General features: G+C 67.8%; 23 protein-coding genes. 5 read left to right on the top strand and 18 right to left on the bottom strand.

The window, feature by feature from the left end; all coding sequences use genetic code 11:
* Positions 1-18 precede the first annotated feature (18 nt).
* Positions 19-1,731 (bottom strand): DUF4236 domain-containing protein, encoded by a 1,713-nt coding sequence (locus TSH58p_RS22465; protein WP_109070267.1) that lies wholly within the window; start codon positions 1,729-1,731, stop codon positions 19-21.
* Positions 1,732-2,166: 435 nt separating this feature from the next.
* On the bottom strand, positions 2,167-2,838 hold the full coding sequence (locus TSH58p_RS22460) for a hypothetical protein (protein WP_109070266.1): 672 nt from the start codon (positions 2,836-2,838) through the stop codon (positions 2,167-2,169).
* A gap of 33 nt (positions 2,839-2,871) precedes the next feature.
* On the opposite strand from TSH58p_RS22460, the gene TSH58p_RS34490 reads away from it, so the two are divergent.
* Complete coding sequence (locus TSH58p_RS34490; RefSeq protein ID WP_256380083.1) at positions 2,872-3,006, top strand: hypothetical protein; 135 nt, start codon at positions 2,872-2,874, stop codon at positions 3,004-3,006.
* A gap of 350 nt (positions 3,007-3,356) precedes the next feature.
* On the opposite strand, the gene TSH58p_RS22455 is transcribed toward TSH58p_RS34490, so the two are convergent.
* The 14 genes from TSH58p_RS22455 to TSH58p_RS22390 all read right to left on the bottom strand — a co-directional run bounded on the left by TSH58p_RS22455 (position 3,357) and on the right by TSH58p_RS22390 (position 20,122).
* On the bottom strand, positions 3,357-5,288 hold the full coding sequence (locus TSH58p_RS22455) for a DUF3732 domain-containing protein (protein WP_146205879.1): 1,932 nt from the start codon (positions 5,286-5,288) through the stop codon (positions 3,357-3,359).
* Positions 5,285-5,788 carry a three component ABC system middle component gene (locus TSH58p_RS22450; protein ID WP_109070264.1) on the bottom strand — a complete coding sequence of 168 codons (504 nt, stop codon included), beginning with the start codon at positions 5,786-5,788 and terminating at the stop codon, positions 5,285-5,287. The genes TSH58p_RS22455 and TSH58p_RS22450 overlap by 4 nt, the downstream gene beginning before the upstream one ends.
* Entirely contained in the window at positions 5,766-6,974 is a 1,209-nt protein-coding gene (locus TSH58p_RS22445) for an ABC-three component system protein (RefSeq protein ID WP_162600080.1), read from the bottom strand. Before TSH58p_RS22445 ends, TSH58p_RS22450 begins: the two co-directional genes overlap by 23 nt.
* 431 nt (positions 6,975-7,405) lie before the next feature.
* A complete protein-coding gene (locus tag TSH58p_RS22440) occupies positions 7,406-9,808 on the bottom strand; it encodes a heavy metal translocating P-type ATPase (RefSeq protein ID WP_109070262.1) in 2,403 nt (800 codons plus the stop codon).
* A 151-nt stretch (positions 9,809-9,959) separates the two neighbouring features.
* Positions 9,960-10,418, bottom strand: coding sequence for a cytochrome c (locus TSH58p_RS22435; protein ID WP_109070261.1), 459 nt, complete (start codon positions 10,416-10,418; stop codon positions 9,960-9,962).
* 19 nt (positions 10,419-10,437) lie between these two features.
* Entirely contained in the window at positions 10,438-11,304 is an 867-nt protein-coding gene (locus TSH58p_RS22430; RefSeq protein ID WP_109070260.1) for a hypothetical protein, read from the bottom strand.
* Between the two features lie 62 nt (positions 11,305-11,366).
* The gene (locus TSH58p_RS22425) at positions 11,367-11,759 is read right to left on the bottom strand and encodes a hypothetical protein (protein ID WP_109070259.1); all 393 of its coding nucleotides are present in this window, start codon (positions 11,757-11,759) and stop codon (positions 11,367-11,369) included.
* A gap of 37 nt (positions 11,760-11,796) precedes the next feature.
* On the bottom strand, positions 11,797-14,913 hold the full coding sequence (locus tag TSH58p_RS22420; RefSeq protein ID WP_109070258.1) for an efflux RND transporter permease subunit: 3,117 nt from the start codon (positions 14,911-14,913) through the stop codon (positions 11,797-11,799).
* 13 nt (positions 14,914-14,926) lie between these two features.
* Positions 14,927-16,651 (bottom strand): efflux RND transporter periplasmic adaptor subunit, encoded by a 1,725-nt coding sequence (locus TSH58p_RS22415; RefSeq protein WP_109070257.1) that lies wholly within the window; start codon positions 16,649-16,651, stop codon positions 14,927-14,929.
* The gene (locus TSH58p_RS22410; protein WP_109070256.1) at positions 16,648-17,838 is read right to left on the bottom strand and encodes a TolC family protein; all 1,191 of its coding nucleotides are present in this window, start codon (positions 17,836-17,838) and stop codon (positions 16,648-16,650) included. Before TSH58p_RS22410 ends, TSH58p_RS22415 begins: the two co-directional genes overlap by 4 nt.
* Positions 17,839-17,854: 16 nt before the next feature.
* The gene (locus TSH58p_RS22405; RefSeq protein ID WP_109070255.1) at positions 17,855-18,532 is read right to left on the bottom strand and encodes an isoprenylcysteine carboxylmethyltransferase family protein; all 678 of its coding nucleotides are present in this window, start codon (positions 18,530-18,532) and stop codon (positions 17,855-17,857) included.
* The gene (locus TSH58p_RS22400; protein ID WP_109070254.1) at positions 18,529-18,801 is read right to left on the bottom strand and encodes a DUF2933 domain-containing protein; all 273 of its coding nucleotides are present in this window, start codon (positions 18,799-18,801) and stop codon (positions 18,529-18,531) included. Before TSH58p_RS22400 ends, TSH58p_RS22405 begins: the two co-directional genes overlap by 4 nt.
* 10 nt (positions 18,802-18,811) lie before the next feature.
* Positions 18,812-19,576 (bottom strand): Spy/CpxP family protein refolding chaperone, encoded by a 765-nt coding sequence (locus TSH58p_RS22395; RefSeq protein WP_158282610.1) that lies wholly within the window; start codon positions 19,574-19,576, stop codon positions 18,812-18,814.
* Positions 19,577-19,732: 156 nt separating this feature from the next.
* Positions 19,733-20,122, bottom strand: coding sequence for a hypothetical protein (locus TSH58p_RS22390; protein ID WP_146205877.1), 390 nt, complete (start codon positions 20,120-20,122; stop codon positions 19,733-19,735).
* Between the two features lie 417 nt (positions 20,123-20,539).
* Here TSH58p_RS22390 and TSH58p_RS22385 point away from each other — a divergent pair, with 417 nt between their 5' ends.
* From TSH58p_RS22385 to TSH58p_RS22370, 4 genes are all read left to right on the top strand, one after another.
* The gene (locus tag TSH58p_RS22385) at positions 20,540-20,878 is read left to right on the top strand and encodes a hypothetical protein (RefSeq protein WP_109070252.1); all 339 of its coding nucleotides are present in this window, start codon (positions 20,540-20,542) and stop codon (positions 20,876-20,878) included.
* 105 nt (positions 20,879-20,983) lie between these two features.
* The gene (locus TSH58p_RS22380; RefSeq protein ID WP_109070251.1) at positions 20,984-21,643 is read left to right on the top strand and encodes a hypothetical protein; all 660 of its coding nucleotides are present in this window, start codon (positions 20,984-20,986) and stop codon (positions 21,641-21,643) included.
* A 17-nt stretch (positions 21,644-21,660) separates the two neighbouring features.
* Entirely contained in the window at positions 21,661-23,352 is a 1,692-nt protein-coding gene (locus TSH58p_RS22375; RefSeq protein ID WP_109070250.1) for a cbb3-type cytochrome c oxidase subunit I, read from the top strand.
* 16 nt (positions 23,353-23,368) lie between these two features.
* Positions 23,369-23,557 (top strand): hypothetical protein, encoded by a 189-nt coding sequence (locus TSH58p_RS22370; protein WP_109070249.1) that lies wholly within the window; start codon positions 23,369-23,371, stop codon positions 23,555-23,557.
* A 59-nt stretch (positions 23,558-23,616) separates the two neighbouring features.
* On the opposite strand, the gene TSH58p_RS22365 is transcribed toward TSH58p_RS22370, so the two are convergent.
* Both TSH58p_RS22365 and TSH58p_RS33325 read right to left on the bottom strand, forming a co-directional pair.
* Positions 23,617-23,868, bottom strand: coding sequence for a hypothetical protein (locus tag TSH58p_RS22365; protein ID WP_109070248.1), 252 nt, complete (start codon positions 23,866-23,868; stop codon positions 23,617-23,619).
* Between the two features lie 207 nt (positions 23,869-24,075).
* Positions 24,076-24,450 carry a hypothetical protein gene (locus TSH58p_RS33325; RefSeq protein ID WP_146205876.1) on the bottom strand — a complete coding sequence of 125 codons (375 nt, stop codon included), beginning with the start codon at positions 24,448-24,450 and terminating at the stop codon, positions 24,076-24,078.
* Between the last annotated feature and the right edge of the window lie 9 nt (positions 24,451-24,459).

The following is a 24,459-nucleotide window of genomic DNA, read 5'->3' as shown; positions in this document are numbered from 1 at the left end:
AGCCGTCGGCCGTGCGGTTCACGGGGGGGCGGTTTCGACGACGCTCCCGTGCATCCAGCCCGCCGGTTCCTTGTCGCCGACCTGCATCCACTCCCCGTCCCGGGCGAACACGAAGTGGCGGGTGCCCACCTTGGCCGTGGCGGCCACAGGCGCGTTCCGGTCCGGCTTGGTGCGGATGTTCGCGGTCTGCGCCTTCACCACGACGGCCTCACGCGCCTTCGGCGTCTCCGGGGGCTTCTCCAAGGGTTTCGCCGCCGGAGCTACGGCCGTCGCGGGCGGCGGAGCCGGAGCGGTCAGGGGCGGCGCCGGAGCCGTGGCGGCGGGGACGTTCGGTGCGGAATCGCGTGCGCGGTGTCCGACGGCCGCCCAGGCGCCGACCGCTACGACAGCGGCGAGCACGAGCCCGTCGGCCAACAGGGCGCGGGCCGGGGGGCGTCCGCTCACCACCGCGGAGGGGCCGTCGTTCGGCGGCGCGTCAGGCGGTTCCACGTCCGCGGGCTCATCGGCTTCGGGCCGGGGCAGCACGAAGTCCGAACGCCTGCTGCGCTCGGCGAGCACGTCCAATGCACGCCGGTAGGCGGCGAACACCTCGGCGAAGGCGAGCGCCGCGGTGGCGTCGCTGAACATGTACGCCTCGTTGATGCCCGTCCGGCTCGTGATGGTCAGCCGACCGTACCGGACCACCGGGATCCGGTAGTTGTCCTTGAACCGACGGTCCGGCGAACCGTCCTTGTTGGTCTTGGCCCAGGTGTGCCCGATGATCGCCGCATCGCGGGGGACGCGTTCCTCCTCCTGGAAGTGGCGCTCCGAGTATTCGATCTCGACCTCACGGAGGTCGATGAGCGCGAAGTCGCGGCCGCGCTCGCGCATCATCGCGAACCCCGGGTAGACGAAGATGTCCTCCCCGTTGGCGTTGTCGAACTTCAGCCCCTGCCACTTCGTGTTCAGGAGGTCCGATGCCGTCTCCGACAGCCGCACCGGCGTCCGGTCCACGCGCGTGGTGGCGGTCGTGCGCTCGGCGACCCGGTTCGTCAGGAAGGAGGCCGTGACGTCCCAGATCATGTCGCTCGCACGCAGGCGGGCATGGGCGCGGCGGAGAGCATCGTACGCGTCGATCGTCGGCTGGTCGAAGGCGAAGTCGAGGTCGATGTGGGAGCCGTCGAGCTCCATCATGGCCTCGGCGATCCTGCGGTCAAGATCGACGACCTCCTGCTGCCGGGTCGGGATGGCCGACCACAGGAAGAGCCGCACGATGAAGCGCCGGGCGGAGTTCAGGCGCCGTTCCGCCAGGACGCGGGAGTGCTCGGCGGCTTCGAGCTTCATCTTCGCCGACCGCTTGCGCGCGTCGGCCTCGTTGATGAGCCTCTTCAGGTCGCCGAGCCCCTCGCTGGTGAGCGTGGAGATGTCGGCGCTCCGGATCTCGCCCTCGCCCGGAAGAAGGGGACGATGAGGGGCAGGGAGCGGCTGCGCCGGAAAGGGTCGAGCGGGGACAAGCTCCGCCGGAGGGGCGGAGACGACCGGTTCCGCCCGGGTGGGGTGGGCTCCGTTCCGGTCGATCCGAGTGCGGTAGGAGAGGCCGCTTCCTGGCAGGCCCAGGTTCAGGTTGGCGCCGCCCGGTCCGATGTTGACGCTCGCCCCGCGGACACCGATCGTCGTGCTGATCCCGCCGCCGCTGAAGTTCAGCCTCACGCCTGGGAACAGCGTCACGCGCTTCTGAAAGCGTAATCCCATACGGCCCTCCTGAGGTGCATCCTGTGCGGATGCACCGGTCCTCGGTGGGGCGTGAAGGTAACAGGCCTAGAAGCGACCATCCACTTTTTGGTGATGATAGCTTTTGATAATCTTCTTTCAAGAGACTTTAATGGGTAAAGTATCATCATTGATAGAATTTCTCTGACATGATTGGCGGCAATCGATCGCAGCCTTGGACGTCAGCCTGCCCTTCGCTCCTGTCCTCTGTCGCGCCCGCAAAGCTGATACACTGACCCATTCAAGAGGTGCAGGCAGACGGGCGAGCTTGGCGAGGATGGCATCGGCTGGCTAGGTCCAGACGAAGGGCTTGGATGTCCCGGCGTATTCGCAGGTGTAGCGGGCGATGGCGTTCTGCAGGTCAACCACGGACTTGAACACACAGCCCGAAACCGTGTTGTCTCGCCGGAGGCGAGTTCAGGGCACGGAGACCGGCACCTCGACATAGACCCCGAGGTTACGGTCCTTGAGCGCCTTACCAACGACGGCATCGCTGTAGGTGTGACACTTGTGCTGGTCGACAGCCTTGTAAGCCCGGTGCGCCATCGCGCGGACGGATTCGTCCTTCAGCAGATCTTCGCGGAAGACAATGGTCTCATCGCCCTGGTTGACGCTCGCAGCGCCGCCGAAGCCGCGGGAGACGTAGACCACGAACGACAGTGGCGCGCCCTTGCCGGGCGACTGCACGACGCCGGACGAGCACCGCGCCAGCCGTTTCTGTAGGGCCTCGACGATCTTCGGGTCCTTCAGCCCCTCACCCTCGGGTGGCCCGGCCGTGACGGGGATGATATCCCAGGCGCCGATCCAAACAGTCGCGTTGGCGTCGTGCAGGCGCAACTGGGCCCGGTAATTTGTGGCGTTCCGCGGACGCTCGATCATGGTTGCGGTCAGGCCACCAGGAACGCGCGCACACCCGAGTGACTTGAGCCAAGCGTCGTCGCCCGCCTGGGCGGCCTTGTCGGCCTCCTTGACTTGGTACAGGCTCTCGCACGCCACGGCACCGTCCGTTGTCAGTGTGTCCCAGGCCAGTGCCGGAAATGACCAGCCCGCCACAGTCGCCAGCGCCGTTACCCAACCAATGCGTCCCATCCCAGCCTCTCTTCGCCCGTGAGTTGTGCCGATATGATCTATTTCACCGACGACCCCCGTGAAAGCGTGGCAGCCGAAATGACGCATGGGGCGTCACCGCATGCGCAGAGCGGGTTCAACATCAACCACTGCCTGCCGATCGCGGCTTGGCCGAACGTGGGCCTGTGAAACCTCATGCCCACCCATACGCGCGTGAACGGTCACGAAGGCCGACCGCCTTGTCTCGGCAGACACCCTCGACAGTACCGCAGACCGCATCGCCAACTGGTGGGAGCGCGCCTATCTGCGCCACGACGCACGGGCAAACCGCTTCTGGCATGAGGCGCTGGCGTCGTTGCCGGTGGGTATCGGACCGGACCGTAATATGGACCATGGCAAAGTCCTTGATGCCCTGGTGGCCACGCGGCTGATGCTCGAGGCCACCAAGCAGATTCCAGGGTGGCGCGGGCGACAAGCAGCGTTGCAGTCGGCTCTCAAGAGTCCATGAGGACCGACGAAGGAAAAGACATTTCCGCCGATCATTGGTCGAGCCAATCTGTTGGAACAAGAGCTTGGCCGCCGCGCCAACGCTCCACTACGGCATCGGCGAACCAGTCATCCTTCAAGTCTGCATGATCAATGACAATGATTTGGAACCCAGGGGTAAGCTCCTTCGCGACATCCGCCATCAGTCTGAAGAGCCGGTAAACGGCTTCGCGGTCGGCATCCCCGAGTATGTTTACGTTGCCCTCGACGTCGCGTTCGGGCGGATAGTGAGCCTGCGAAGGCTGGTCGAAGATAAGGAAGGCTGGAACCGGCCGTTCCTTCTGTCGGAACCACTTGTGCAGCGCGAGGTGCGCCAGCACATGGTAGCCAACCCAATTCTCACCGCTGCCCATGCGCTGGAGCGGCACTGGGCCGTCGGGGGTGTCGGCAACCACCGCGAGGTTCCTCAGGTCGAGGCGCAGCCTGCTTCCACTGTGTTCAAGGTCGAGGCGGGCAGAGTAGACGGTCATGTACTCGCCCACAATGTTCACGAACGAGGTGAGGCGCTCTCGCACCTCATCAGGATCGAGAAGCGACAACAGGGCGTTCGTCCGTTCCCTCGCCGCGACAAGGCGGGTTTCAAGGTCGGACGGCCCATTACCGGACCTGACGGTTTCAAGGAAGTAAGTGATCCGCCCGGAGGTCCGCGCGCGGTGAAGGCGGCTGTCGCGCTCCGCCCGCGCCTGCTCGGCTTTGGCCACATGCTCGTTGATGAGTCGTTGGTTCTCGCTCAACGCCGCCTCGATCCCGCCCCGGCGCTGGAAGAGGTCGGCCTGAAGCGCCTGAAGGCGGGGCATCTCGCGTTTCACCGTACGGAGTTGCCCATCCAGGTCCTTCAAAGACGCCGTGAGTTCGGCCACTGTCGGGATTGGAGCGTCCAGGCTGGTACCGCATAGGGCGCAGGCGTTCACATCCTGCGCGCCTTTGGGCAGAAGCCCCAAAGGCGCGAGGCGCGATCGTTGTTCAAGGACCTCGTCCAGGTAGCCCCCAGCCAGTTCCTCCACCTGTCGCACCTGCCGCAACTCCTCACGGACTGCAGACAGCTGACTGCGCAGTCGTGCCCGTTCTGTCTGGAGTTCGGCCTGTACACCGTCAAGATCGGGCTCACGCTCGGCGGCTTCCGCTGCGCCGATCGAACGCAGGCTCGCTATGGCCTCAGAGGGCGGGGGGACGTCACCCTCCGGGAGGAAGCCTGCGACCTGTGCCTCACGATAGATGTCGGCCGTGCGGGAGGAGACAAGGGTCTCCACCTCTTCCTTTTCCGCGGCCAAACGCTCGAGCTTTCGGAGCTCCTTACGGGCTTGGTCCAGTTCGGCCTGCTTCCGGAGGTGCTCCTCGTCGACGGCGCCGAGGAAGTATGGCAGGACATCTTTGATGGTCTGGGGAATGAACGGTTCGCCCTGCCGGTGGAACAGCACCTTGCGGCTGTCGATCTCGTCCTGGTCCTGGAACGAAAAGAGCAGCGCGTGCCTAAAGTTGGCAGTGAGGGGCGCCCGTGTCTGGCCCTCCGGGGGCTGGTGGACGTTCTCCGAGATGCCCGCGGTGGAGGTCAGGTAGGCCTCCAGCGCCTCCACGGTGATGTTCTTGGTGAGCGTGGCGTGGTCCGGTACGTCGACATCCCCTCCCACCTCGAGATAGGCTTCGGGATTGCGCGTCTCGCCGGGGGGCGGGTTGCGTCGGGCCACGAAGATCCTAGTGTCCCCGCGGTCGAACAGAACCCCGTACCAGGACACCGCGCGGCGGATCACGCCATCCGCGACGTTGCAAGTGTCGCGGCCGGTGCAATAGTCGACGATGTCGATGAGGGACGATTTGCCCGTCTTCGATGCGCCGGTGATGATGCTCAGGCCGTGAGGATTGAACTTGACGATACGGGCCTGTCCACGATGCCCGTACACGACAATCTTCCATAGCCGCAGTGTCACGGCGCCACTCCCCAGATTGACATGACCGTTGCGGTTGTTCCTGCCGAGGCAAGCCAGCGCCCTAAGAGGCGGGACGCGGCGAAGCAGGATCCGACCTCAGCGGTGTTGGAAGGCAGGTTCGCAGGGTCCCCGCCCAGGCGCTTGGGACCGGCGATAAGTCCCGGCCCGGTGAATTTGAGCCAGCCGTGACCGGCGCCGAAAAGGATAGCTTCCCGCGTGCTCTCGACGAACCGCTGTGCTCGTTGCCCGAACCCGGCGAGAACCGCAGGGTTCGCGACAGCCCAGGCCGTCATCAATGTCGCAGTCGTCGACGGCAGCGCATCCCGGGTTGGCTTGTGGAGGACCACCGGCAAGATAAGGAACGATAAGGCGAACGGCAGGGACGTCTTGGTCGCGGAGCGATAATCCCGAGCCGCGGAGCGGATCAGGAGCGAACAAAAGGCGGGGTTGAGGAGGTTCGCCTCCTCCTCCGGGCGCTCAGACCAGGGCTGGGTCGTCATCGTCGTCGCCTTGTCCAGCTTTTAGGGCCACCCGGTTCTTGTAGTCAGGATGCCATCCGATGCGCTTCTTGTTCGCCAGCAGGTGAAAGGTCCCCTGCGTCAGGAAGGGTTCTTCGACACGCCGCAAGCAGATGTTGCAATTGCATGCCCAGTCATAGACGCCGGTACCGGCCTCCACCAGATCGTCGTCGCTGGCTCCGTTCCTGAGTTTTCGCTCGGCAATTCCCCAGCGCCGCTCCCATGCCTCTATGAGCCGTTTTCCGAATTGGCCGAGCTCATCGCCGTTCAGCAGCCCTTGGCGCACCCAAATGGACCGCTGATTGAACGCGCGGAAATAATCGACGATGGCTCTGCGAATCCCGGTGTCCCCGACCTGAATCTCCTTCAGCTGATCGACGAACGTCCGCTCCTTGAGAGCCGAAACGATTTCCGCGGATGGGTCGACTCCTGCGTAGTCGATCGGAAGCTGGAGCGGACCGAACTGTTCACGCAGGTCATGCAACTTGGCGTCGATCTCCGAAACCGGTATCTCGCGCCCACCCTTTCGGGATAGGGCGCCGGTCATTACGCCAAACCACCAACCCTCCAGCCTGTCGATGAGATGGTCCAGATGTTCCGGCCTCGCGGAATGCCTCAAGACCCGTCGGATCTCTTCTCGCACATCAACGATGTTGGGGGAGGCGTCGAGAACGGCAACCATATCCAGGACTTGGCGTTGCGCCGCCGCATCGAGTTTCAAGAAGGCGTCGACCGCCCATTCGACGTCCTGATTTTTGGATGCCGCTGCTGCCGCAACGAGCTTTCGGTGGGCTGCGCCGATATCCCGCCCTTGGCCCTCCGGACGCAGCATCGACAGGCCGGTGTCCTCGCCGACCGTTGCGGTCGCGACCAGCATGAGGGCCGTCCTGCCAAGCTCCTCCGGGTGATCTTTCAGGTGCTTGATCCAGATCCCTACTGTGTTCCAGAACTGGGGCGAGAAGTCATTCAGCTGCTTTGTCGTCCTGGAGTGCTTGGTCTGGATGAGTTCGACGGCGGCGCCGTTCTGCGTGAAAGCCACGTCATCGTACGTCTCGACCGAGACCATCAGGCCGGGCTCATCACCTTGACGGCTGAGAGCGGCGTAGAGAGCGTAACGGCATTGGTACAGATAGCCCGTTGCTGAGTCAGCTGCCGTGTGACTTGCCATCGACGATCTATCTTATTGCTGTTATCTCCCAATAAAAACTACCCTAAGATGCGGATTGTTGGCGATCAAGGCAAAAACGTGCGTAAAGGGCCTGTCTCTAGCACATGCGCAATCCAAAGGAAGGTGCTGCGGACCGTCAATGCGCTGGCGATCAGAGCGGATAAGGAAAGCCTCTATCGCGCTTTCTCCGCTCCCTGGGGATGCGGTATATCTGTCGCCCCGGCATTCTTGGACACGGCGATGAGCGCCGATCCGGAGTTCACCCCGAAAGAACGTGACCTGACCGGCGCGAGTTCATGCTCCGGCTCAGCAGCGCCCGCTCGCTTCATGAGAGCGTTCTGGGGAAGCCTTGGGCGACCCGCCCCAACAATGGGCAGCCGAACCGCGGGACCGCTACGGCGATCGGGCGCGGGCGGCACCCGTCAATTCTTTTACAACTTGAGCCTACGCAGCCGCAGCGCGTTCCCGACCACGGACACCGAACTCAGGGCCATCGCGGCCGCGGCGATGATCGGTGACAGCGTCCACCCGAACAGCGGGTAGAAGACACCCGCCGCGACCGGCACGCCGAGGGCGTTGTAGACGAACGCCAGAAACAGGTTCTGCCGGATGTTGCGCATCGTTGCCCGGCTGAGAGTCCGCGCCCGTGCGATACCCGCCAGATCCCCCTTCACCAGCGTCACCCCGGCACTCTGAATCGCGACCTCGGTGCCGGTGCCCATCGCCACGCCGATGTCGGCCTCGGCCAGCGCCGGGGCGTCGTTCACGCCGTCTCCGGCCATCGCCACCACCCGGCCCTGCGCCTTCAGCCGCTTCACTACCTGGTTCTTGTCCTCCGGCAGCACCTCGGCCTCGACCGCGTCGACGCCCAGGCGGCGCGCCACCGCCTCGGCCGTGGTCCGGTTGTCACCGGTTAGCATGACGATCCGCACACCATCGTTCCGGAGCGTCTCCAGCGCGTGCGCCGTGGTCGCCTTGATCGGATCGGCGACCGCGATCACGCCACCCGGCTGGCCGTCGATGGCGGCGAAGAGAGCGGTGGCGCCCTCGCGCCGGAGCTCGTCGGCGCGCGCCTTCAGGTCGCCCAGCGCGACACCCTGGTCCCGCATCATCGCGGCGTTGCCGAGGGACACTGTGCGCCCGCCGACCGTCCCGACGACGCCCTTGCCGGTGACGGAGCCGAAGTCGGCGACGTCCCGCAGCGGCAGGCCCCGTTCCTTGGCGGAGGCGACGATGGCGGCCGCCAGCGGGTGCTCGCTCGACCGCTCCAGGCTCGCCGCCAGCGTCAGAAGGTCCGCCTCGTCGATGCCCGGCGCCGGAACCACGGCGGTCACCTTCGGCTTGCCCTCGGTCAGGGTGCCGGTCTTGTCAACGACGAGCGTGTCGACCTTCTCGAACCGCTCCAGGGACGCCGCGTCCTTGATCAGGACGCCCGCGGTCGCCCCCTTGCCGACACCGACCATGATCGACATCGGCGTCGCCAGCCCCAGCGCGCAAGGGCAGGCGATGATGAGCACCGAGACCGCCGCGATCAGCGCGTATGCGAAGGCGGGCTGCGGCCCCCAGACCATCCAGCCGACGAAGGCCAGGGCGGCCACGAGGATGACCGCCGGGACGAAGTAGCCGGAAACGACGTCGGCCATGCGCTGGATGGGCGCCCGGCTGCGCTGGGCTTCGGCGACCATGGTCACGATGCGCGACAGCATGGTGTCGGACCCAACCTTGTCGGCCCGCATCACCAGGGCGCCCGTCTGGTTCACGGTACCGCCGATGACCTTGGCGCCCGGCTCCTTCCCGACCGGCATGCTCTCGCCGGTGACCATGGACTCGTCGACGGCGCTGCGGCCCTCGAGCACCTCGCCGTCCACAGGCACGCCGTCGCCGGGACGGACGCGCAGCCGGTCGCCGACCTGGACCACCTCGAGCGGCACCTCCTCGTCCTCGCCGTCGCCCCGCATGCGCCGCGCCGTCTTGGGCGCGAGGTTGAGCAGCGCGCGGATGGCGCCGCCGGTCTGCTCGCGGGCGCGGAGCTCGAGCACCTGCCCGAGCAGCACCAGCACCGTGATGACGGCGGCCGCCTCGTAGTAGACGGCCACCACGCCGTCCATGCCTCGGAAGCTCGGCGGAAAGATGCCTGGCAGGAACGTCGCGACCAGGCTGAACACGTAGGCCACCCCGACGCCCAGCGCGATCAGGCTGAACATGTTCAGGCTGCGGTTCACGAACGACTGCCAGCCGCGCTCCAGCAGCGGCCAACCCGCCCACAGCACCACCGGCGTCGCCAACAGGAACTGCATCCAGACGGAGATGCGGGGCGGCACCACGTCATGGAGCCCAAGCCCCGGGATGTGGCCGCCCATCTCCAGCACCAGCAGCGGCACGCTCAGGACCAAGCCGATCCAGAACCGCCGCGTCATGTCGACGAGTTCCGGGTTGGGCCCTTCCTCGAGGGTGGCTCCGACCGGCTCCAGGGCCATGCCGCAGATCGGGCAGTTGCCCGGCCCCTCCTGGCGGATCTCCGGGTGCATCGGGCAGGTGTAGATCACGCCCTTCTGCGGCGACGCCTGGGCGGGCTTCTCGGGACCGGCGGGCTTTGCCTCCGGCTTCAGGTACCGCCCTGGGTCGGCGACGAACTTGTCGTGGCAGCGCGCCGAGCAGAAGTGGAAGGTCTGGCCGCCGTGCCCGGCTTGGTGCCCGGTTCGCTCGGGATCGACCATCATGCCGCACACGGGGTCCTTCACCTTGGGCCGGTCGTCGGGACCGGCGTGATGGTCTTGCCCACCGTGACTGTGGTGGTTGGGATGGTGCGCGTGGCTGCGGTGCTGGTCGTTCATGTTCGCTTCTCCCTTCGCATGCAGGCGTCGGTGCCTCCGCGTTCGTTCGTGCTTCCCGGCACCGACGTGCGATGGCATTCATGAAACCGAGGCTCCGCCTTCCAATGACTGGAAGGTCAAGCGCGTTGTGTGGCCCGCTCGCGTCCGCTCCTCACTTCTTCGCGCGTTCGCTCATGGCGGCGTGGCGAAGACGGATCTCCTCGGGCCAGGAGCTCTTGATGAAGGCCAGGACCGCCCAGATCTCGGCATCGCTCAGCACGCCGCCGAAGGCGGGCATGTCGCTCTCATAGCCGGGCGGGGCGAATTCAACGACGCCTTGCTTGGTGATCTTGAAGAGGTCGGCGTCGGGGTGGTGCCACGTGTGCCCGGAGGCATCGTGCGGCGGCGCGCGCAGACGGCCGTCCGGCTTGCGGCTTTGCCACTCCGGCTGGCCCTCGAGCCGCGTGCCGTGGCACGACGCGCACTGCTCCGCGTAGACCGCCTTGCCCTGGGCAACCTGGGCGTCGTCGGTTGGATCGGCGCCTGCCTTGGGGCCAGCGAGCAGGAAGACGCCAGCCACCGCGATCGCCGCACCCATGGCCAAGCCAACGCCAATCTTCATCGCCTTCATCACCGCATCCCCCGTCACGTCACGGCCGGAACGGTTTCCAGGTCTTGCCGCCGTCCTGGCTGGCCAGGATGGCGCTCTTGTCGGTCACGGCGTAGAGCCGGTCCGGGTCGGTCGGGTCGACCGCCAGATGCAGCAGGACGGCGTCACCGAAGCCGTTGCTGACCGGCTGCCACGCGAGGTTCGGCTCGGTCGTCTTGAGCAGGCCGGTGCCGACCTGGTAGGCGTAGGCGGCGCCGTCCTTCGTGGTCGCGACCATGGTCGCCGGGCGCCGCACGATGTTGGCGGCCTGCCAGGTCCTGCCCGCATCGCGGCTCACCATCAGTCCGGCGCGCGTGGCGCCGTACACGGTGTTCGGCTCCTTCGAGGACGCCGCCAGGTCGAACATGTCGGCGGGCGGCTTGCCGGTCACCTCCCAGGTCTTCCCGGCGTCGCGGCTGATCTGGACGCTGCCGTAGTGCCCGTACAGCACCTTCGGGTCGGCCGGGCTGACGTCCATGGCGTGGAAGTCCACGGGTCCGTTCACACCCGCCGAGACCTGCTTCCAGGTCTTCGCGCCATCGGTCGAGACGAGGACGCCGAGGTTCCCGCCCTTCTCCGGATGGCCGCTGGCGAAGAAGGCGTCGGGCTGCGCCGGATTCGGTGTGAACCCCATGTAGTCCCAACGGTTGTCGGATACCCGCGTGGCCGTGCCGTCGGGGTTGGTCAGCCACACGCCGTGATGCGAGGCGAGATACAGGCGCGACGGGTCCGTGGGGTCCACGGCAATCCCGTGGAGGTGCGAGACCTCGTTCAGCTTGAGGGTTTCGGCCGCCCGGACCGGTCCGGCGACCACGGCACCGACCAGCAGGGCGGCAGCCATCGTGGCGAGTTTCTTCTTGGCGCTCATCGCGCATCTCCTTGCTTGCGGGGCGGCATGGGGCGGGGAATCTCATGCCGCCCATGCCGATCTCAGTGACCCGCGTGGCCCATCTCGAAGCGGGCCTGCACCGGCTTCTGGCCGGGCATCGTCAGGGCAGTCACGACCTTGACGCTGTCGTGCGCGCCGCCGAGGTTCGCCTGCCCCTTGAGGGTGTTGGCGCCCGCGGGCTCGAGCGCGACCTTCTGGGTCTGCTTGTTCGCCAGGACGGTCGCCTCGGCCTTGGCGCCGGTCACATCGACCGGCTTGTCGGCGCCGTCGGTCACGTACAAGACGACGTCGTTGCCCTTGAGCACGACTTCGACGTGGTAGGGGCCCGCGTCGGCGCGCTGGCCGCCGTTCGGGCCGATCTTCGGGCCGTCGGCGAAGGCCGTGCCCGGGGCGGTGAAGAGGGCGGCGGCGAGGAGGAGGGTCGAGAACTTCACGGTGTGGTTTCCTTCTGGATGGACCGGGTGAGGGGGATCAGTAGGCCTCGGCCGGACGCAGCGAACCGGCCTGGGCGGCGACAAGACGATTCAGCGGCTTCTCGCCGAGCTTGAGGAAGAGGACCGGGGTCAGGACGGTGTCGAGCAGGGTCGCGCTGACCAGCCCGCCGAAGATGGTGACGGCGACCGGGTGCAGGATCTCCTTGCCCGGCGCGTCGGCGCCGATCATCAGCGGCACCAGCGCCACCCCCGCCGACAGCGCGGTCATCAGCACGGGTGTCAGGCGTTCCTGGCTGCCGCGGGTCACCATGGCCTTGCCGAAGGTCTCGCCCTCGTGCAGGACCAGGTTGATGTAATGACTAATCTTCAGGATGCCGTTGCGCGTGCTGATGCCGGTCAACGTGATGAAGCCGATCATCGAGGCGACCGACAGCGGCTGCCCGGCGATCCACAGCGCCGCCACGCTGCCGATCAGGGCCAGCGGCACGTTGCCCATGATGATCAGCGCCAGCACCGCTGAGCGGTAGCGGCTGTACAGCACCAGGAAGATCATCGCCAGAGACACCATCGACAGCGCGGCGATGGTCTTGGACGCCTCCTCCTGCGCCTGGAAGGTGCCTTCCAAGCTGGTGAAGTAGCCCGGCGGCAGCTGCGACCGGGCGACCACGTCGCGGATGCCCGCGACGATCCGGGCCATGTCCGTCTGGCCGTCGGAGTTGCCGAGGATGACGATGCGGCGCTTGCCGTTCTCCCGGAGGATCTGGTTGGGGCCGTCCGTCTCCTCGACCGAGGCGAACCGGCTGAGCGGCACCCGGCCCGCCGGGGTCTCGACCAGCAGGTTCGCCAGGCCGCTGGTGGTGCGGTCCTCGTCCGACAGGCGCAGCACGACGTCGAAACGCCGGGTGCCGTCGACGATCTCCGACACCACGCGGCCGTTGGACAGGCTCTCCAGCGCCTCCGTCGCCATGGACGGGGTGACGCCGTAGAGCGCCGCCCGCTCGTAGTCCACGACCACCTGGACCTGCGGGATGCGCACCTGCTTCTCGATCTGGAGGTCGACCAGCCCGGGTACGCCCGCGAGCTTCTGCTGAAGCTGTCCGGCGAGGCTGCGCAAGGTGTCCAGATCCTCGCCGTAGACCTTCAGCGCGATCTGCGCCCGCACCCCGGAGAGCATGTGATCGAGCCGGTGCGAGATCGGTTGGCCGATGTTCACCGACACCGGCAGGGCGGCCAGCCGGGCGCGGACATCGGCCAGCACCTCGGCCCGGCTGCGTTCGGACGGCTTCAAGTCGACATCGATCTCACTGGAATGGACGCCCTCGGCGTGCTCGTCGAGTTCGGCGCGGCCGGTGCGGCGCCCGACGGAGGCCACCTCGGGCACCTGCATGATCAGCCTCTCCGCCGCCAGCCCGACCCGGTTGGACTCGGCCAGCGAGATGCCGGGGTTCAGCACCATGGAGATGGTCAGCGTGCCCTCGTTGAACGGCGGCAGGAAGGCGCGTGGCAGGCTCGGCACCGTCGCCGCGGCGATCAGGACGGCGGCCCCCACCGTGGCGAACAGCGTCCCCGGGTTGGCGAAGGCCCAGCCCAGGAGCCGGACGTTCCCGGCCTTCAGCTTGCGGACCAGCCAGCTGTCGTGCTCCTCCAGCCGCTTCAGCCTGGGGAGAAGGTAGTAGGACAGCACCGGCGTGACGGTGATGGCGGTGACGAGGCTGGCCAGGATGGAGACGATGTAGGCAACGCCCAGGGGCGCGAAGAGGCGTCCCTCGATGCCGGTCAACGCAAACAGCGGCACGAAGACCAGGATGATGATGATGGTGGCGTAGACGATGCCTGAGCGCACCTCCTGCGAGGCCGAGGCGACCACCTCCAGGACGGGCCGCGGGTTGCCCGCCCGCCGGTTCTCGCCGAGGCGCCGGTAGATGTTCTCAACGTCCACCACGGCGTCGTCGACGAGTTCGCCGATGGCGATGGCGAGGCCGCCCAGCGTCATGGTGTTGATCGACATGCCGAACGCCTTGAACACCAGCACGGTGATCAGGATCGAGATCGGGATGGCGGTCAGCGAGATGAACGTCGTCCGCACGTTCAGCAGGAACAGGAAGAGGATCACCGCCACGACGGCCACCGCTTCCAGCAGGACCTTCTCCACGTTGCCGATGGAGGTCTGGATGAAATTGGCCTGTTTGAACAGGATCTCGTCGGCGTGGACGCCCTTCGGCAGGAACTTCGCCAAGTCGCCCAGGGCGGCTTCCACCTCGGCGGTCAATGTCGTGGTGTCGGCGCCGGGTTGCTTCTGGACGGACAGGATCACTGCGGGCTTGCCGTTGACGCCCGCGTCGCCGCGCTTCACGCGGGCGGCGAAATCCACGGCGGCGATCTGGTGGAGCAGGATGGGCTGCCCCGTCTTGTAGGCGACGACGAGGTTGCGCAGGTCCTCCAGCCGGGTCGTCCGGCCGATGTTGCGGATCAGGTACTCTTGGGAATGCTGGTCGATGAAGCCGCCACCGGTGTTCGCCGAGAACTGCTGAAGCGCCGTCACGAGCTCGTCCGTGGTGATCTCCAGGTCGTGCAGGCGCGCCGGGTCGGGGGCGACGCGGTACTGCCGGATCTCCCCGCCGATGGGGATGACCTGGCTGACGCCGGAAATGGCGAGCAGCCGCGGCCGCACCACCCAGTCGGCAAGTTCACGGACCTCCATCGGGCCGACGCCGTCGCCGCTCATGGCGATCAACATGATCTCGCCCATGATGGACGAGATCGGCCCCATCTGCGGCCGGACGTTGGGCGGAAGCTGCCCCTGGACGATGGCCAGCCGCTCCGCAACCTGCTGGCGGTTGCGGTAGATGTCCGTGCCCCAATCGAACTCGACGAAGACGATGCTGAGCCCGACGCCGGACACCGAACGGACGCGGGTGATGCCCGGCATGCCGTTCATCGAGGTCTCCAGCGGGAAGGAGACCAGCTGCTCGACCTCCTCCGGCGCCAGCCCCTCGGCCTCCGTCATCAGGGTAACGGTCGGCTTGTTCAGATCGGGGAAGACGTCGATCGGCAGGTCTTTGAGGACGAACGAGCCGTAGACGACGAGGATCGCCGCGGCGGCCAGGACGAAGAGCCGGTTGCGCAGGCTGGTGTTGACGAGGAAGTTGAACATGGCGGGGCGCTCCTCACCGGACCTGGTTGAGGAGACCGGCGCCGTCGGTGACGATGCGCGCCTCCGGCTCGACACCCGCCAGGACCAGCACCGTGTCGCCGTCGACGGGCTGCGTGCGCACCGGGCGGGCAACGAAGCGTTGCGGAGTGTCGTGCTGCCAGACGATGGGCTGGCCACTGGCGTTGCGCACCACGCTCTGCCGCGGCAGGACGATGCCGGACGCCTTCCCCTGGATTTGGGCGACGATGCGCACCGGTTGGCCGACGCTCAGTCCCTGGGGCGGGGTGTCGATCTGGAAGAGCAGCGGGATGGCCTGCTGGCGCAATGCCAGACTGTGCCCCAAATGCACGAGGCTCAGGGTGACGCCGTCGGCGGTGGTCGCCGTGGCGCCGCGGACGCTGTTCGCCACCCGGGGATCGAAGGCGACCGCCTCGACCATCAGCCGCGACGGGTCGACGATCTCGAACAGCACCTGGTCGCGCCCCTCGACCACCTGTCCGGCCTTGATGTTGTTGGCCGTGACTACCCCGGAGATGGGCGCGCGCAGGGCTTCCTTGGTCGTCAGCGCGGGGGACAGGGCGGCCCGGCGCTTGCGCAGACCGTTGAGGTTGGCCTCCGCCTCTTCGATGTCGCGCTGGGGCACGCTGCCTTCCAGCTTCCGGAGCCGCTGGAGGCGGGATTCGGCGATGACGAGTTCCTGCTCGACCGTCGCGATCTGCTGCTGGATTCCGCTGCGGTCCACGAATGTCACGGCGGGGGCGATGTAGGCCAGGATTTGCCCGGCCTCGACCCGCTGGCCGACGTAGGGCAGCCCCTTGTCCCCCGGTTCGATGCGGCCGCTCTGCGTGGCCTGGATGTGGCCGCCGCCGTTGGGGTCGGCGATGACCTGACCGATCAACTGCACCGTCTGCGCCGCCTCCTGCGGCTTGGCGACGATGGTGCGGACCGACAGCAGGCGCTGCGACGGCTTGGGCACGTACAGGCTGCCGTCCGGCAGGCGCCGCGGGCTTTCCGAGGCGCCGGTCGCCCCCATCGGGACAGCCGCCGCCGGTGCCTTGCCCTTGTCCTCGTCGCCGTGGCTGTGGTCCTCGTCACCGTGGGCGAAGGCGGCGCCGCTCGCCAACAGCAGGCCGATGCCGACCAGCGCGGCGCCCGCGACCGTCCGCGTGCGTCCACGCTGGGTCAGGGCGACGGTGGTCAGGACCCCGAGCAGGAAGACCATGACCGCCCCCAGCATCAGGCCGGAATCGTTCCTGACCTGCCCGAGGACGGCGGAAACACCCTGCGCACCGCCGGTCTGCGCTTCAGCCGCACCTGCCGGGATCTCCAGGGTGCCGATCAGCAGGTCGGCCGCGTCGGCCGCGGTGACGGAGACGGTCACTTCATGGGATCCCGGCTTGGAGAGCCAGGACGGGTCGAGGCGGTAGACGCCCTCCTCGCCGGAGACGGGCGAGGCCGTCGTGGCCTCGCCATCGGCGCTCACCTCGACGGTGGCGCCGTTCACGGGCTCGTTGGTGGCGAAGCGGTCCAGATGGACAAGCAAGGTCTTTCCCTGGGCGACCGCCACGAGTTCGAAGTCGGACGAGGACGCTTCCAGGGTGGGGGCGGCCGTCGTGACGACCGGCTTCGGCTCCTCGCCGCCATGGGCGTGGCCCTCATGGGCGAAGGCGGGAGCGGCGACCGGCGCGGCAAGGCTCGCGGCGACGGCGGTCGCGGCAAGAAGGCGTCGGGTGGTCATGGGAGAACTCCGAGGGACTGGTTCATACGGGCGCGGGCGGCGCCGAGTCGGACTTCGGCGGTGGCGTGGGCGAGGTCGGCCTCGAAGGCCGCCTCCTGGGCGCGCACGTACTCGACGAGGCTGATCTCGCCCGCCCTCCGGGCCCGCTCGATGTTCGACAGACGTGCCCTGAGGGCCGCAGCCCGGTCGCGGGCGATCGACAGGCGCTCGCTCGCCGCCTGGTGGGCGAGGCGGGCTTGCCGGATGTCGGACTCGACCGTGCGGGTCGCGTTGGCCTGCTCGGCCTCGGAGCGGACGACTTCGCTCAGCGCCTCGGCCCGCTTGGGCGCGTTCACAGCCTCGACCGCGAACGGGATGCGGACGGAGACGCCGAACACGGTGTCGTAGCGTTCCTCGCGGCTGTCGCGCTCGCGGCGGGCCATCAGCCCGACCTCCGGGTTGTCGCGCGTCGTCAGGTCCACCAGTTGGCGCTGGGCCTGGGCCGAGCGGACGCCCAGCCGCGCCGCCTGCAGGGAGGGGTGCTGCTCAAGCGGCGGCTCGCCGATGTCCGGTTCCGGTGCCGCCTTCTGGAGCGCCATGCCGGTGAGCGTCCGGAACGCTTGGCGGGCCTCCTCCAGTGCCAGTTCCTCGTCGCGGAGGTCCGTGGCGACGGAGAGGGCTTCGGCGCGGGCCAACTGGTGATCGGCCTCCGAGGTCTCCCCGGCCCGGGCGGTCCGCCGGGTGTCGGCCTCCAATTGGCGGGCGACCTTGAGGCGCTGGCGGGCAAGCTCGGCGCGGCGCTCGGCCAGCGCGACCTGCCACTGGGCCGTCCGGACCTCCCCGGCGACCGCCAGCTGGCGCGCGGCGATCTCGGCGTCGGTGCGCGCCTGCAGCGCGTCGGCGGCCCGGACGGTCGCCGTTCCCTGGCCGGGCAGCCAGAGCGGGACGCCGAGTTCGGCCTCGTACTCGCGCCGTCCGATGTTCCGGTTCAGGTAGTCGCTCGTGTGCCGCAGCGTGACCGCCGGGGCGGCCGGGACCAGCGCCTCCCCGGCGCCGCGCCGGGCGGTGGCCACGGCCCTCTGGGCCTCCAGGCTCCTGACTTCGGGATTGAGCTTCCAGGCGCCCTCGACCGCGTCCCGAAGCGTCTGCGCTCCGGCCGGGAGCGCCAGCAGGCACACGGCGACGGTCGTTGCCGCCGCTTTCTTCATGAGCGTCCACCCAGAATCACGCACCGAACGACCCTCCCACTCTGGGGTGGTTCGGCCCACGGGAGGAGAGACGTGGAAGCCAACCCGGCGTGACCGCGGCGTAACGCTCGTACTCGGCGCCGAACACCCGGAGGGCTTCCCGCTCCTCGGACCGGGCCAGACGGACGTACATCAGGACCAGCAGCGGGAACATCGCCAGCGTCAGGATGGTCGGCCACTGGAGCAGAAAGCCGAACAGGATGCCGATGAAAGCGATGTACTGCGGGTGCCGGACATGGGCGTACACGCCCGTCGTGGCGAGCCGGTCTTGCTTCTGCGCCGCGTGAAGCACTTTCCAGGCCGCCGAGAGCAGGACAAAGCCCGCGAGGATCAAGACGTTGCTGAGGATGTGCAGCACGTTGAAGTGTGGGTTGCCCTCCAGGCCGAGGACGGTCGACCAAAGGTGCCCGGCGTCGTGGGACAGGATGTCGAGGCTCGGGTAGCGGGTCTGGAGCCAGCCCGAGAGGAGGTAGATGGTCAATGGAAAGCCGTACATCTCGGTGAACAGGGCCACGATGAAGGCGCTGAACGCCCCGAAGGACCGCCAGTCCCGCGGTGACTGCGGCTTGCCGAAGCTGAAGGCGAAGACGATGAAGATGGCCGAGTTGAGGGCGACCAGCACCCACAGGCCATAGGCCGAGGCTTCGTGCGTCATGGCGTGCCTCCCTTGGTCGGCCGGTCGGCGTCACCATTCCCGCCGTGGCCGCCATGCCCGTGGCCGCCGTGCATGAACAGGTGCATCAGCGGGCACAGCAGCAGGACGAGAAGCGGAAGTGCGTCGAGCACATGGTCGACGTGGAAGAGCGACAGGTACACGGCCGCCAGGGCGGTCGCGCCGAGTCCGGCCAAGCCGGTCCAGGTCCGGTACCAGGGCGTGCGCGCCTGCGGCTCGGGAGCGTGATGGGTGTGTTCGTGGTGCGTCATGGCCGCCTCCTCACATCATGCCCATGGGGCCGGGGAGCAGCCGGTCCGCGAGCGTCTTCTGCTCGTCGGTCAGCACGGCATAGAGCGGCTTGGCGGCGGACTCCAGCGCCTTCAGGGCGTCGAGCCGGGTGGCGAGCGCCTTCTGCTGGAAAGCGAGCCGGTCGGGCCAGGAGGAGGGCATGCCGCCCATGGCCATCTGCTCGTGCATGGCCCGATGGGCCTTGGCGTTCGCCCGCAGCGTGTCGGCGAAGGCGTTCCACTGCGGCGCCTGGGCGTCGGTGATCTTGAGTTCGGCCTTCAGGAACGCGATGCGGCCCTCAACGTGCTCGAAGGGCGAGCCCATTCCGCCCTGCTGGCCCATCATCATCTGTCGCATCATGGACATCATGCCGGGCCCCATCATCCCAGGCTCCATCATCCCGGCTTGGCCGTCCTGCTGGCCCGACATGCCGCCCATCATCGAGCGCATCTGGTCCATGTTCATCATCATGCCGGGCTGGCCACCCTGCGCCTGGGCGCCGGGCTGGACGATGATGCCGCTGCCCATGCCCTGACCCATCATCGGTGCGTTGCCGGGCGCGCCGGGCTTCGCGCCTGGGATCGGCTGCGTGGGAGTCGGGGTCGGGGTCGGAGCGGGCTGGGCCTGCGTCGTGGCCGCGGCACCGTCCGGATGATGGGCGTTGTGGTCCTGGTCGGTGGTGGTCTGGGCCTGGGCGACCGACATCATGGCGGTCAGCGCGAGTGCCGGGAGCATCTTGCGGGTGAGAGACGACATGGCGTCCTCCATCTGAACATTGGGTTCATGCCATCCCGGACGAACTCCACGCGGGAGCGCCGGGGACGCAAAAGCCAAGCGCACGAATCCGGAGTCGGCGTCCTTCGCCGAGCCGAGGCTCAGGTCGGGCGCGGGCGGACTCGTGGCGTCAGATGGTCAGAGCGGGGGGCGGAGAGCCGGGTCGATGCCGATGCCGTCCGGCGTGGCCAGGGCAGCCAGATGCAGGGAGGCGTTCAGGCGCGGGACGAACGTCTCGACCACCACCGCGGGAAGGCCGCCGTGCATGGTGACGCACTGAGCGACGCTGCAGCAGGCCCCTTCGTCGAGCAGGCCAAGGTCCCCACACGGAGCGTCCTTGTGCTCGTGGTCCGGGACGGTCGCGATGGCCTCGCCATGGTCGTCGACCAGAACGTGCTCGTGAGGAGTCTGGGACGCATGGTGAGGCCCCAGGTTGGCGTGGCTCGGCGCGGCATAGACGAGCAGCGTGGCCAGCATCAGCAGGCTCACCACCACCCTCCTCACCGACGACCGCGTCGCACGCCACATGGCGTTTGCCTCATCTTGTGGGAACTGTGCGGCACCCCAGTGCCCACCGCACCCCTATGGAAACCTACGACCGTTCCCTGGCCCCTGCAACAACAGATGGCTTCGGCAACGATCCCTCCCAAGCGTCGGAATGTCCCCCGCACCTTCGACCGGGCCGGAGATGCCACAGGAAGAACCCTGCGCCTTCCAGCCGCTGGAAGGTCAAGGACAAAGTCGAACACGTCTCCTGTCCGGTCACCGGCGCCGCCCTGCCGCAGGCGCAAGGCACCACCGCCCGGTGACGTTTCACCCACGGCGTTTCAACTACCGGACCGTGACACGGGCGCCGGGTTGATGCCGATCAATTCCCGGACCTATGATAGGGGCTACGCTTGGCATGGCCTGGGAGGTCCCGGGTCATTGGTGACGATGGCAGACATGACGCGTTTGGGCCACATCTTCGCCGTTCTGGCGTTCGCCTTCGCGCTCCTGGTGGGCGCGGCGGGCGGATCCATGGCGCATGTGGAGGCCCATGGCGGGCCGATCGACCACCGTTCCCATCACACGCCATCGCCTTCGGCCCCGTCGCACGGCGACTCCCACAAGGCCGCCCTCGTGGTCGTGGCTCCGTGTTGCCCGGCGGCCGAAGCCCCGGCGCACCATGTCGTCGCCGTCGCGGTGACGATGGTGGAGACGTCCTGGCACCCGCGGCCCGACTACGCCCAGAACGCTCGGGACATCGCGCCGGACACGCCCCCTCCGAAGACCGTCCTCTGACCGGCCGAGCGCCCTGACGCCGTCTGCGTCGGATGCCCGGCCACGCGCCGCCTGACCGGCGGCGTTCGCGAGCGATTCCGACCACGCGACCAGAGGACTCTCACGATGTCTGAGAGGCATTTCACGACCCGTCGCGGCTTTATCGCCGGACTGGGCTTCGGCGCCGTCTCCCTGTACGGCGCCTGGGCGGCCTACGGGGCCGCACCGCTCCCCTTCGGTGGCCACAAGGAAGCGGCCGCCCCCGAACCCGACGCCCACGGCGGCGGTCATGGCGGCCACGGCGCCGCCGAAGCACCCGCCGAGGGCGGTGGCCACGGTGGTCACGGGGCTTTGGCGGGCATGGCGCCCGAGGAGTTCCGCTTCGAGCACGACTACTTCGTCCAACGCTACACGCAGAAGGACGGTAGCGTGAACCCGCACGCCAGCGAGGACACGCACAGCCACGCCGCCGAGGGGCATGACCACGGCCATGACGCCGGAGGCGAGCCGGTGGACGTCTACCTGATGGCCCAGAAGTTCTCCTACAGCCCGGACATGTTGCGGCTGAAGGCCGGGCAGGCGTACCGGTTCCGCATGATGGCGGACGACATCACCCACGGTGCGTCGATCCAGCTGGGAGCCGCCAGCCGGATCATCCGTCTCCGCCCGAACACGGTCACCGCGCAGGTCATCACCTTCACCAAGCCGGGCGAGTACCTCGTGTACTGCACCGTCTACTGCGGCCAGGCGCACGACGCCATGCAGGGCCGCATCGTCGTCGCGTGACCCGGGGAGGACCCACCATGGATACCATCTCAACGAACGTCGCCCCGGTCGGCTCCAAGCCCGCCCTGGCGGCGCGCATCAAAGCCCTGCCGACGCCCGACAAGGCGCTCCTCAAGCTGCTGTTCGGTGCCGCCCTGCTGGCGCTGGTGCTGGGCTTGATCGGAGGCTTTGTGACCGCACTGGCCCGTGCCGGTGCGCTGACCTTCTTCCCCGACGACGCCTACCGCCTGCTCACCCTGCACGGCGTGTCGGTGTTCTTCTACTGGCTGTACCTGATCCAAGCGGCCCTCCTGCTCGTGCTCGCCGCTGCCGAGAACGGATGCGGGCTGGCGTTGCGCCCGTTCGCCTGGTTGGGTGCTGCGCTGATGCTGGCGGGCTTCGGTGTCAGCGAATGGATCTCCTACACCGGCACGCCGCTGCTCTACGACGGCAGCCCGGAGCTCGCCGCGGACGATCCGCGCTCGGTCGGGTTCTTCGCGCTGGGCTACCTGCTGCTCTCCGGCGGCTTGGTCGCCTCGGCGGTCAGCGGCATCGCGACGGTGTTCCAGCCCCGGCTGCGTGGCGAGGCGGACGCATTCACCTCCATCGGCTTCGCGCTGTTCGCCTGGGCGGGGTTCCTGGTGGTCAGCGCCATCGCGGCGACGAACGCCTTCCTGCCGGGCGTGCTGTGGTCGCTGGGCGCCGGGCCGTTCCCGGCCGACCACGGCACCGAGTGGCACATCCTGTTCCACAACCTGCACTACCTGCCGCTGATGGCGACCGTGCTGGTGTGGTACGTGCTGACCGAGCACCTGACCGGCGTGACGTCCATCCACGGCGCCAGGATGTCGAAGGTCGTCTTCGCGGCGTATCTGGTCTTCGTGCCGCCGACCAGCCTCTACCACATGTTCCTGGAGCCGAACCTGTCCGAAGGCGTGCGGGTCGTCGGCTCGCTGCTGTCGCTGTTCGTCTCGGTCCCGACGCTGGCGGCCTTCGCCATCATCGTCTCCTCGCTGGAGGCCAGCGCCCGGGCGCGCGGCGCCACCGGCTTCTTCGGCTGGATGCGCGGGCTGCCGTGGGACAACCCGGCCATGACGAACCTGGGCTGGGCGGTGGCGAACATGATGGTCGGCATCACCTTCGCCTTCGTCCTGATCCAGGGCGAACTGGCGCCGATGCTGTCGGACACCTTCTTCGTGCCCGGCTACTTCCACTTCTTCGCGGTCGGCGTGCTGACCCAGACATTCCTGGCCGCCATGATGGTCATGCTCCCGGCGTTGAGCGGCGGCAGCCTGTGGCGCCCGGCGGTGCTGAGGCGCATGCCCCTGCTGGTGACGATCGGTCTGGTCATCTTCGGCGCCGCGGGCATCACGGCCGGGTTCATGGGCGTGCCGCGCCGGGTGTTCGACGTGAGCTACGGCGGCATGGCCCCCGCGGCGTGGCCGGTGCTGATGGCCCTGGTCGGCGTTGGCGCCACGGTCTTCGCCGTGGCCATCTCGGTCACCGTCTACGGCGTCGTGCGCACGCTGCTGTCGCGGCGCGCGACGGCTGAACAGGTTCGCGTGGTCGATTGGCAGGCCGGGGCGCGCGGCGTCGGCGCCGCGCCCGCGTGGACCGGGCCGGTGTCGGTCGCCGCGCTGGTCGCCGCCATGTATGTCTTCACCATCGTCGCGTTCCAGCTGATCCAATCCCTGCCGATCATCGCCATCGGCGGCGGGCATGGGCACTGAGCGCGGGAGAAAAGCCATGAAGAACGACGAACTCTGGCTGACCCTGGCCATCGTCACGGTGTGGGCGGGGTTGGCCGCCGTCTACGCCTTCGTCCCCAGCCTCGGGATGCCCGGCTACGTCCGGGTCTGGGGCGGCGGCGCCATCGTGTTTCTGGTGCTCGCCGGGATGCTGTTCGCTGTCGGCCGAAAGGCGCGTAGGGGCTGAGTCGCTGCGCACGACGCCGCGGGGGTGAGGGCATTGCTCAGCCCCCGTGGCGCCCGATGTCACTTCTTGATGCCGAGGAGGTTCTCGGCCTGGGCGAGCGTTGCCTCCGACTCGGCATGCTTCCCCTGCTTGTGGAGCGCCTCGCCGTCGGCGCGGAGCTTTTTGACCTCGGCCAACTTCGCGGCGTCCAGCTTCGGATTGGCCGCGAGCGCCTGGTCGATGGCGGCCATGTGCCTGGGGCAACTGTTGGCGAGCGCCGGGCCGGTGAGGGCGACGGCGAAGATGGTGGCCAAGGCGATGTTCCTCAACATGCTTCTCCTCCCGTTTTGCGGCACGCGAGAGCGCGGGCCGTTTGATGGACGTCGGAACAGCACCGGGTATTACAGCACCCGCGACCGCAGTTAACGACTGGGCAACAGTATAAAGGCATCCAGGATGGCATTCCGCCGTTGTCCACTCCCAGGAGGGTGCCTTGAAGCTGAAGGCGATCGCCTCGCTTCGAACTGCCATGACGGGGTTCAACTCTTTCGGTCAGGCTGATCGCGAGCGACGATCCGGCAGAGGACGGGGCCGTCCGGGAGGTCGACCTTCGCAAGCGATTCCAGATGAGCGCCACAGACTTGGCGGCGAAGAGCGGGCTGACGCCGCCAAAGGCCAACGCGGTCCGGCAATGGTGCGGGATCGACGGCGATGCCCAGTGCTGCCACGTTTTCCAGCACGGCAGCATGAAGTTCCCGTCCTACTCGGACCACGCCCTGACAAGGATGAAGAAAGCGGTCGAGGACCACGGGATCGACGCGATTTGGGCCGCGCACAAGGGGAAAGCAGCCAAACCGGTGCCCGAAGTGCGCGCGCGTGGGGTTCGGGTCCGGACCAATCGCGTCGACGTCCAACCGCTGTTC

It is taken from the genome of Azospirillum sp. TSH58 (assembly GCF_003119115.1).
GTDB lineage: Bacteria > Pseudomonadota > Alphaproteobacteria > Azospirillales > Azospirillaceae > Azospirillum.
The sequence above is the reverse complement of the archived record's forward strand: the minus strand, read 5'-3'. Positions and strand labels throughout refer to the sequence as shown.

Excerpts from the sequence above, each read along its gene's own strand:
- TSH58p_RS22390 (WP_146205877.1), bottom strand. The coding sequence starts at position 20,122 with ATGTGGCGTGCGACGCGGTCGTCGGTGAGGAGGGTGGTGGTGAGCCTG.
- TSH58p_RS22375 (WP_109070250.1), top strand. The coding sequence starts at position 21,661 with ATGGATACCATCTCAACGAACGTCGCCCCGGTCGGCTCCAAGCCCGCC.
- TSH58p_RS22430 (WP_109070260.1), bottom strand. The coding sequence starts at position 11,304 with ATGAGCGCCAAGAAGAAACTCGCCACGATGGCTGCCGCCCTGCTGGTC.
- TSH58p_RS22380 (WP_109070251.1), top strand. The coding sequence starts at position 20,984 with ATGTCTGAGAGGCATTTCACGACCCGTCGCGGCTTTATCGCCGGACTG.
- TSH58p_RS22385 (WP_109070252.1), top strand. The coding sequence starts at position 20,540 with ATGACGCGTTTGGGCCACATCTTCGCCGTTCTGGCGTTCGCCTTCGCG.
- TSH58p_RS22410 (WP_109070256.1), bottom strand. The coding sequence starts at position 17,838 with ATGAAGAAAGCGGCGGCAACGACCGTCGCCGTGTGCCTGCTGGCGCTC.
- TSH58p_RS22370 (WP_109070249.1), top strand. The coding sequence starts at position 23,369 with ATGAAGAACGACGAACTCTGGCTGACCCTGGCCATCGTCACGGTGTGG.
- TSH58p_RS22420 (WP_109070258.1), bottom strand. The coding sequence starts at position 14,913 with ATGTTCAACTTCCTCGTCAACACCAGCCTGCGCAACCGGCTCTTCGTC.
- TSH58p_RS22395 (WP_158282610.1), bottom strand. The coding sequence starts at position 19,576 with ATGTCGTCTCTCACCCGCAAGATGCTCCCGGCACTCGCGCTGACCGCC.
- TSH58p_RS22460 (WP_109070266.1), bottom strand. The coding sequence starts at position 2,838 with ATGGGACGCATTGGTTGGGTAACGGCGCTGGCGACTGTGGCGGGCTGG.
- TSH58p_RS22445 (WP_162600080.1), bottom strand. The coding sequence starts at position 6,974 with ATGGCAAGTCACACGGCAGCTGACTCAGCAACGGGCTATCTGTACCAA.
- TSH58p_RS22415 (WP_109070257.1), bottom strand. The coding sequence starts at position 16,651 with ATGACCACCCGACGCCTTCTTGCCGCGACCGCCGTCGCCGCGAGCCTT.
- TSH58p_RS22435 (WP_109070261.1), bottom strand. The coding sequence starts at position 10,418 with ATGAAGGCGATGAAGATTGGCGTTGGCTTGGCCATGGGTGCGGCGATC.
- TSH58p_RS22440 (WP_109070262.1), bottom strand. The coding sequence starts at position 9,808 with ATGAACGACCAGCACCGCAGCCACGCGCACCATCCCAACCACCACAGT.
- TSH58p_RS22465 (WP_109070267.1), bottom strand. The coding sequence starts at position 1,731 with ATGGGATTACGCTTTCAGAAGCGCGTGACGCTGTTCCCAGGCGTGAGG.
- TSH58p_RS22400 (WP_109070254.1), bottom strand. The coding sequence starts at position 18,801 with ATGACGCACCACGAACACACCCATCACGCTCCCGAGCCGCAGGCGCGC.
- TSH58p_RS22450 (WP_109070264.1), bottom strand. The coding sequence starts at position 5,788 with ATGACGACCCAGCCCTGGTCTGAGCGCCCGGAGGAGGAGGCGAACCTC.
- TSH58p_RS22405 (WP_109070255.1), bottom strand. The coding sequence starts at position 18,532 with ATGACGCACGAAGCCTCGGCCTATGGCCTGTGGGTGCTGGTCGCCCTC.
- TSH58p_RS34490 (WP_256380083.1), top strand. The coding sequence starts at position 2,872 with ATGATCTATTTCACCGACGACCCCCGTGAAAGCGTGGCAGCCGAAATG.
- TSH58p_RS22365 (WP_109070248.1), bottom strand. The coding sequence starts at position 23,868 with ATGTTGAGGAACATCGCCTTGGCCACCATCTTCGCCGTCGCCCTCACC.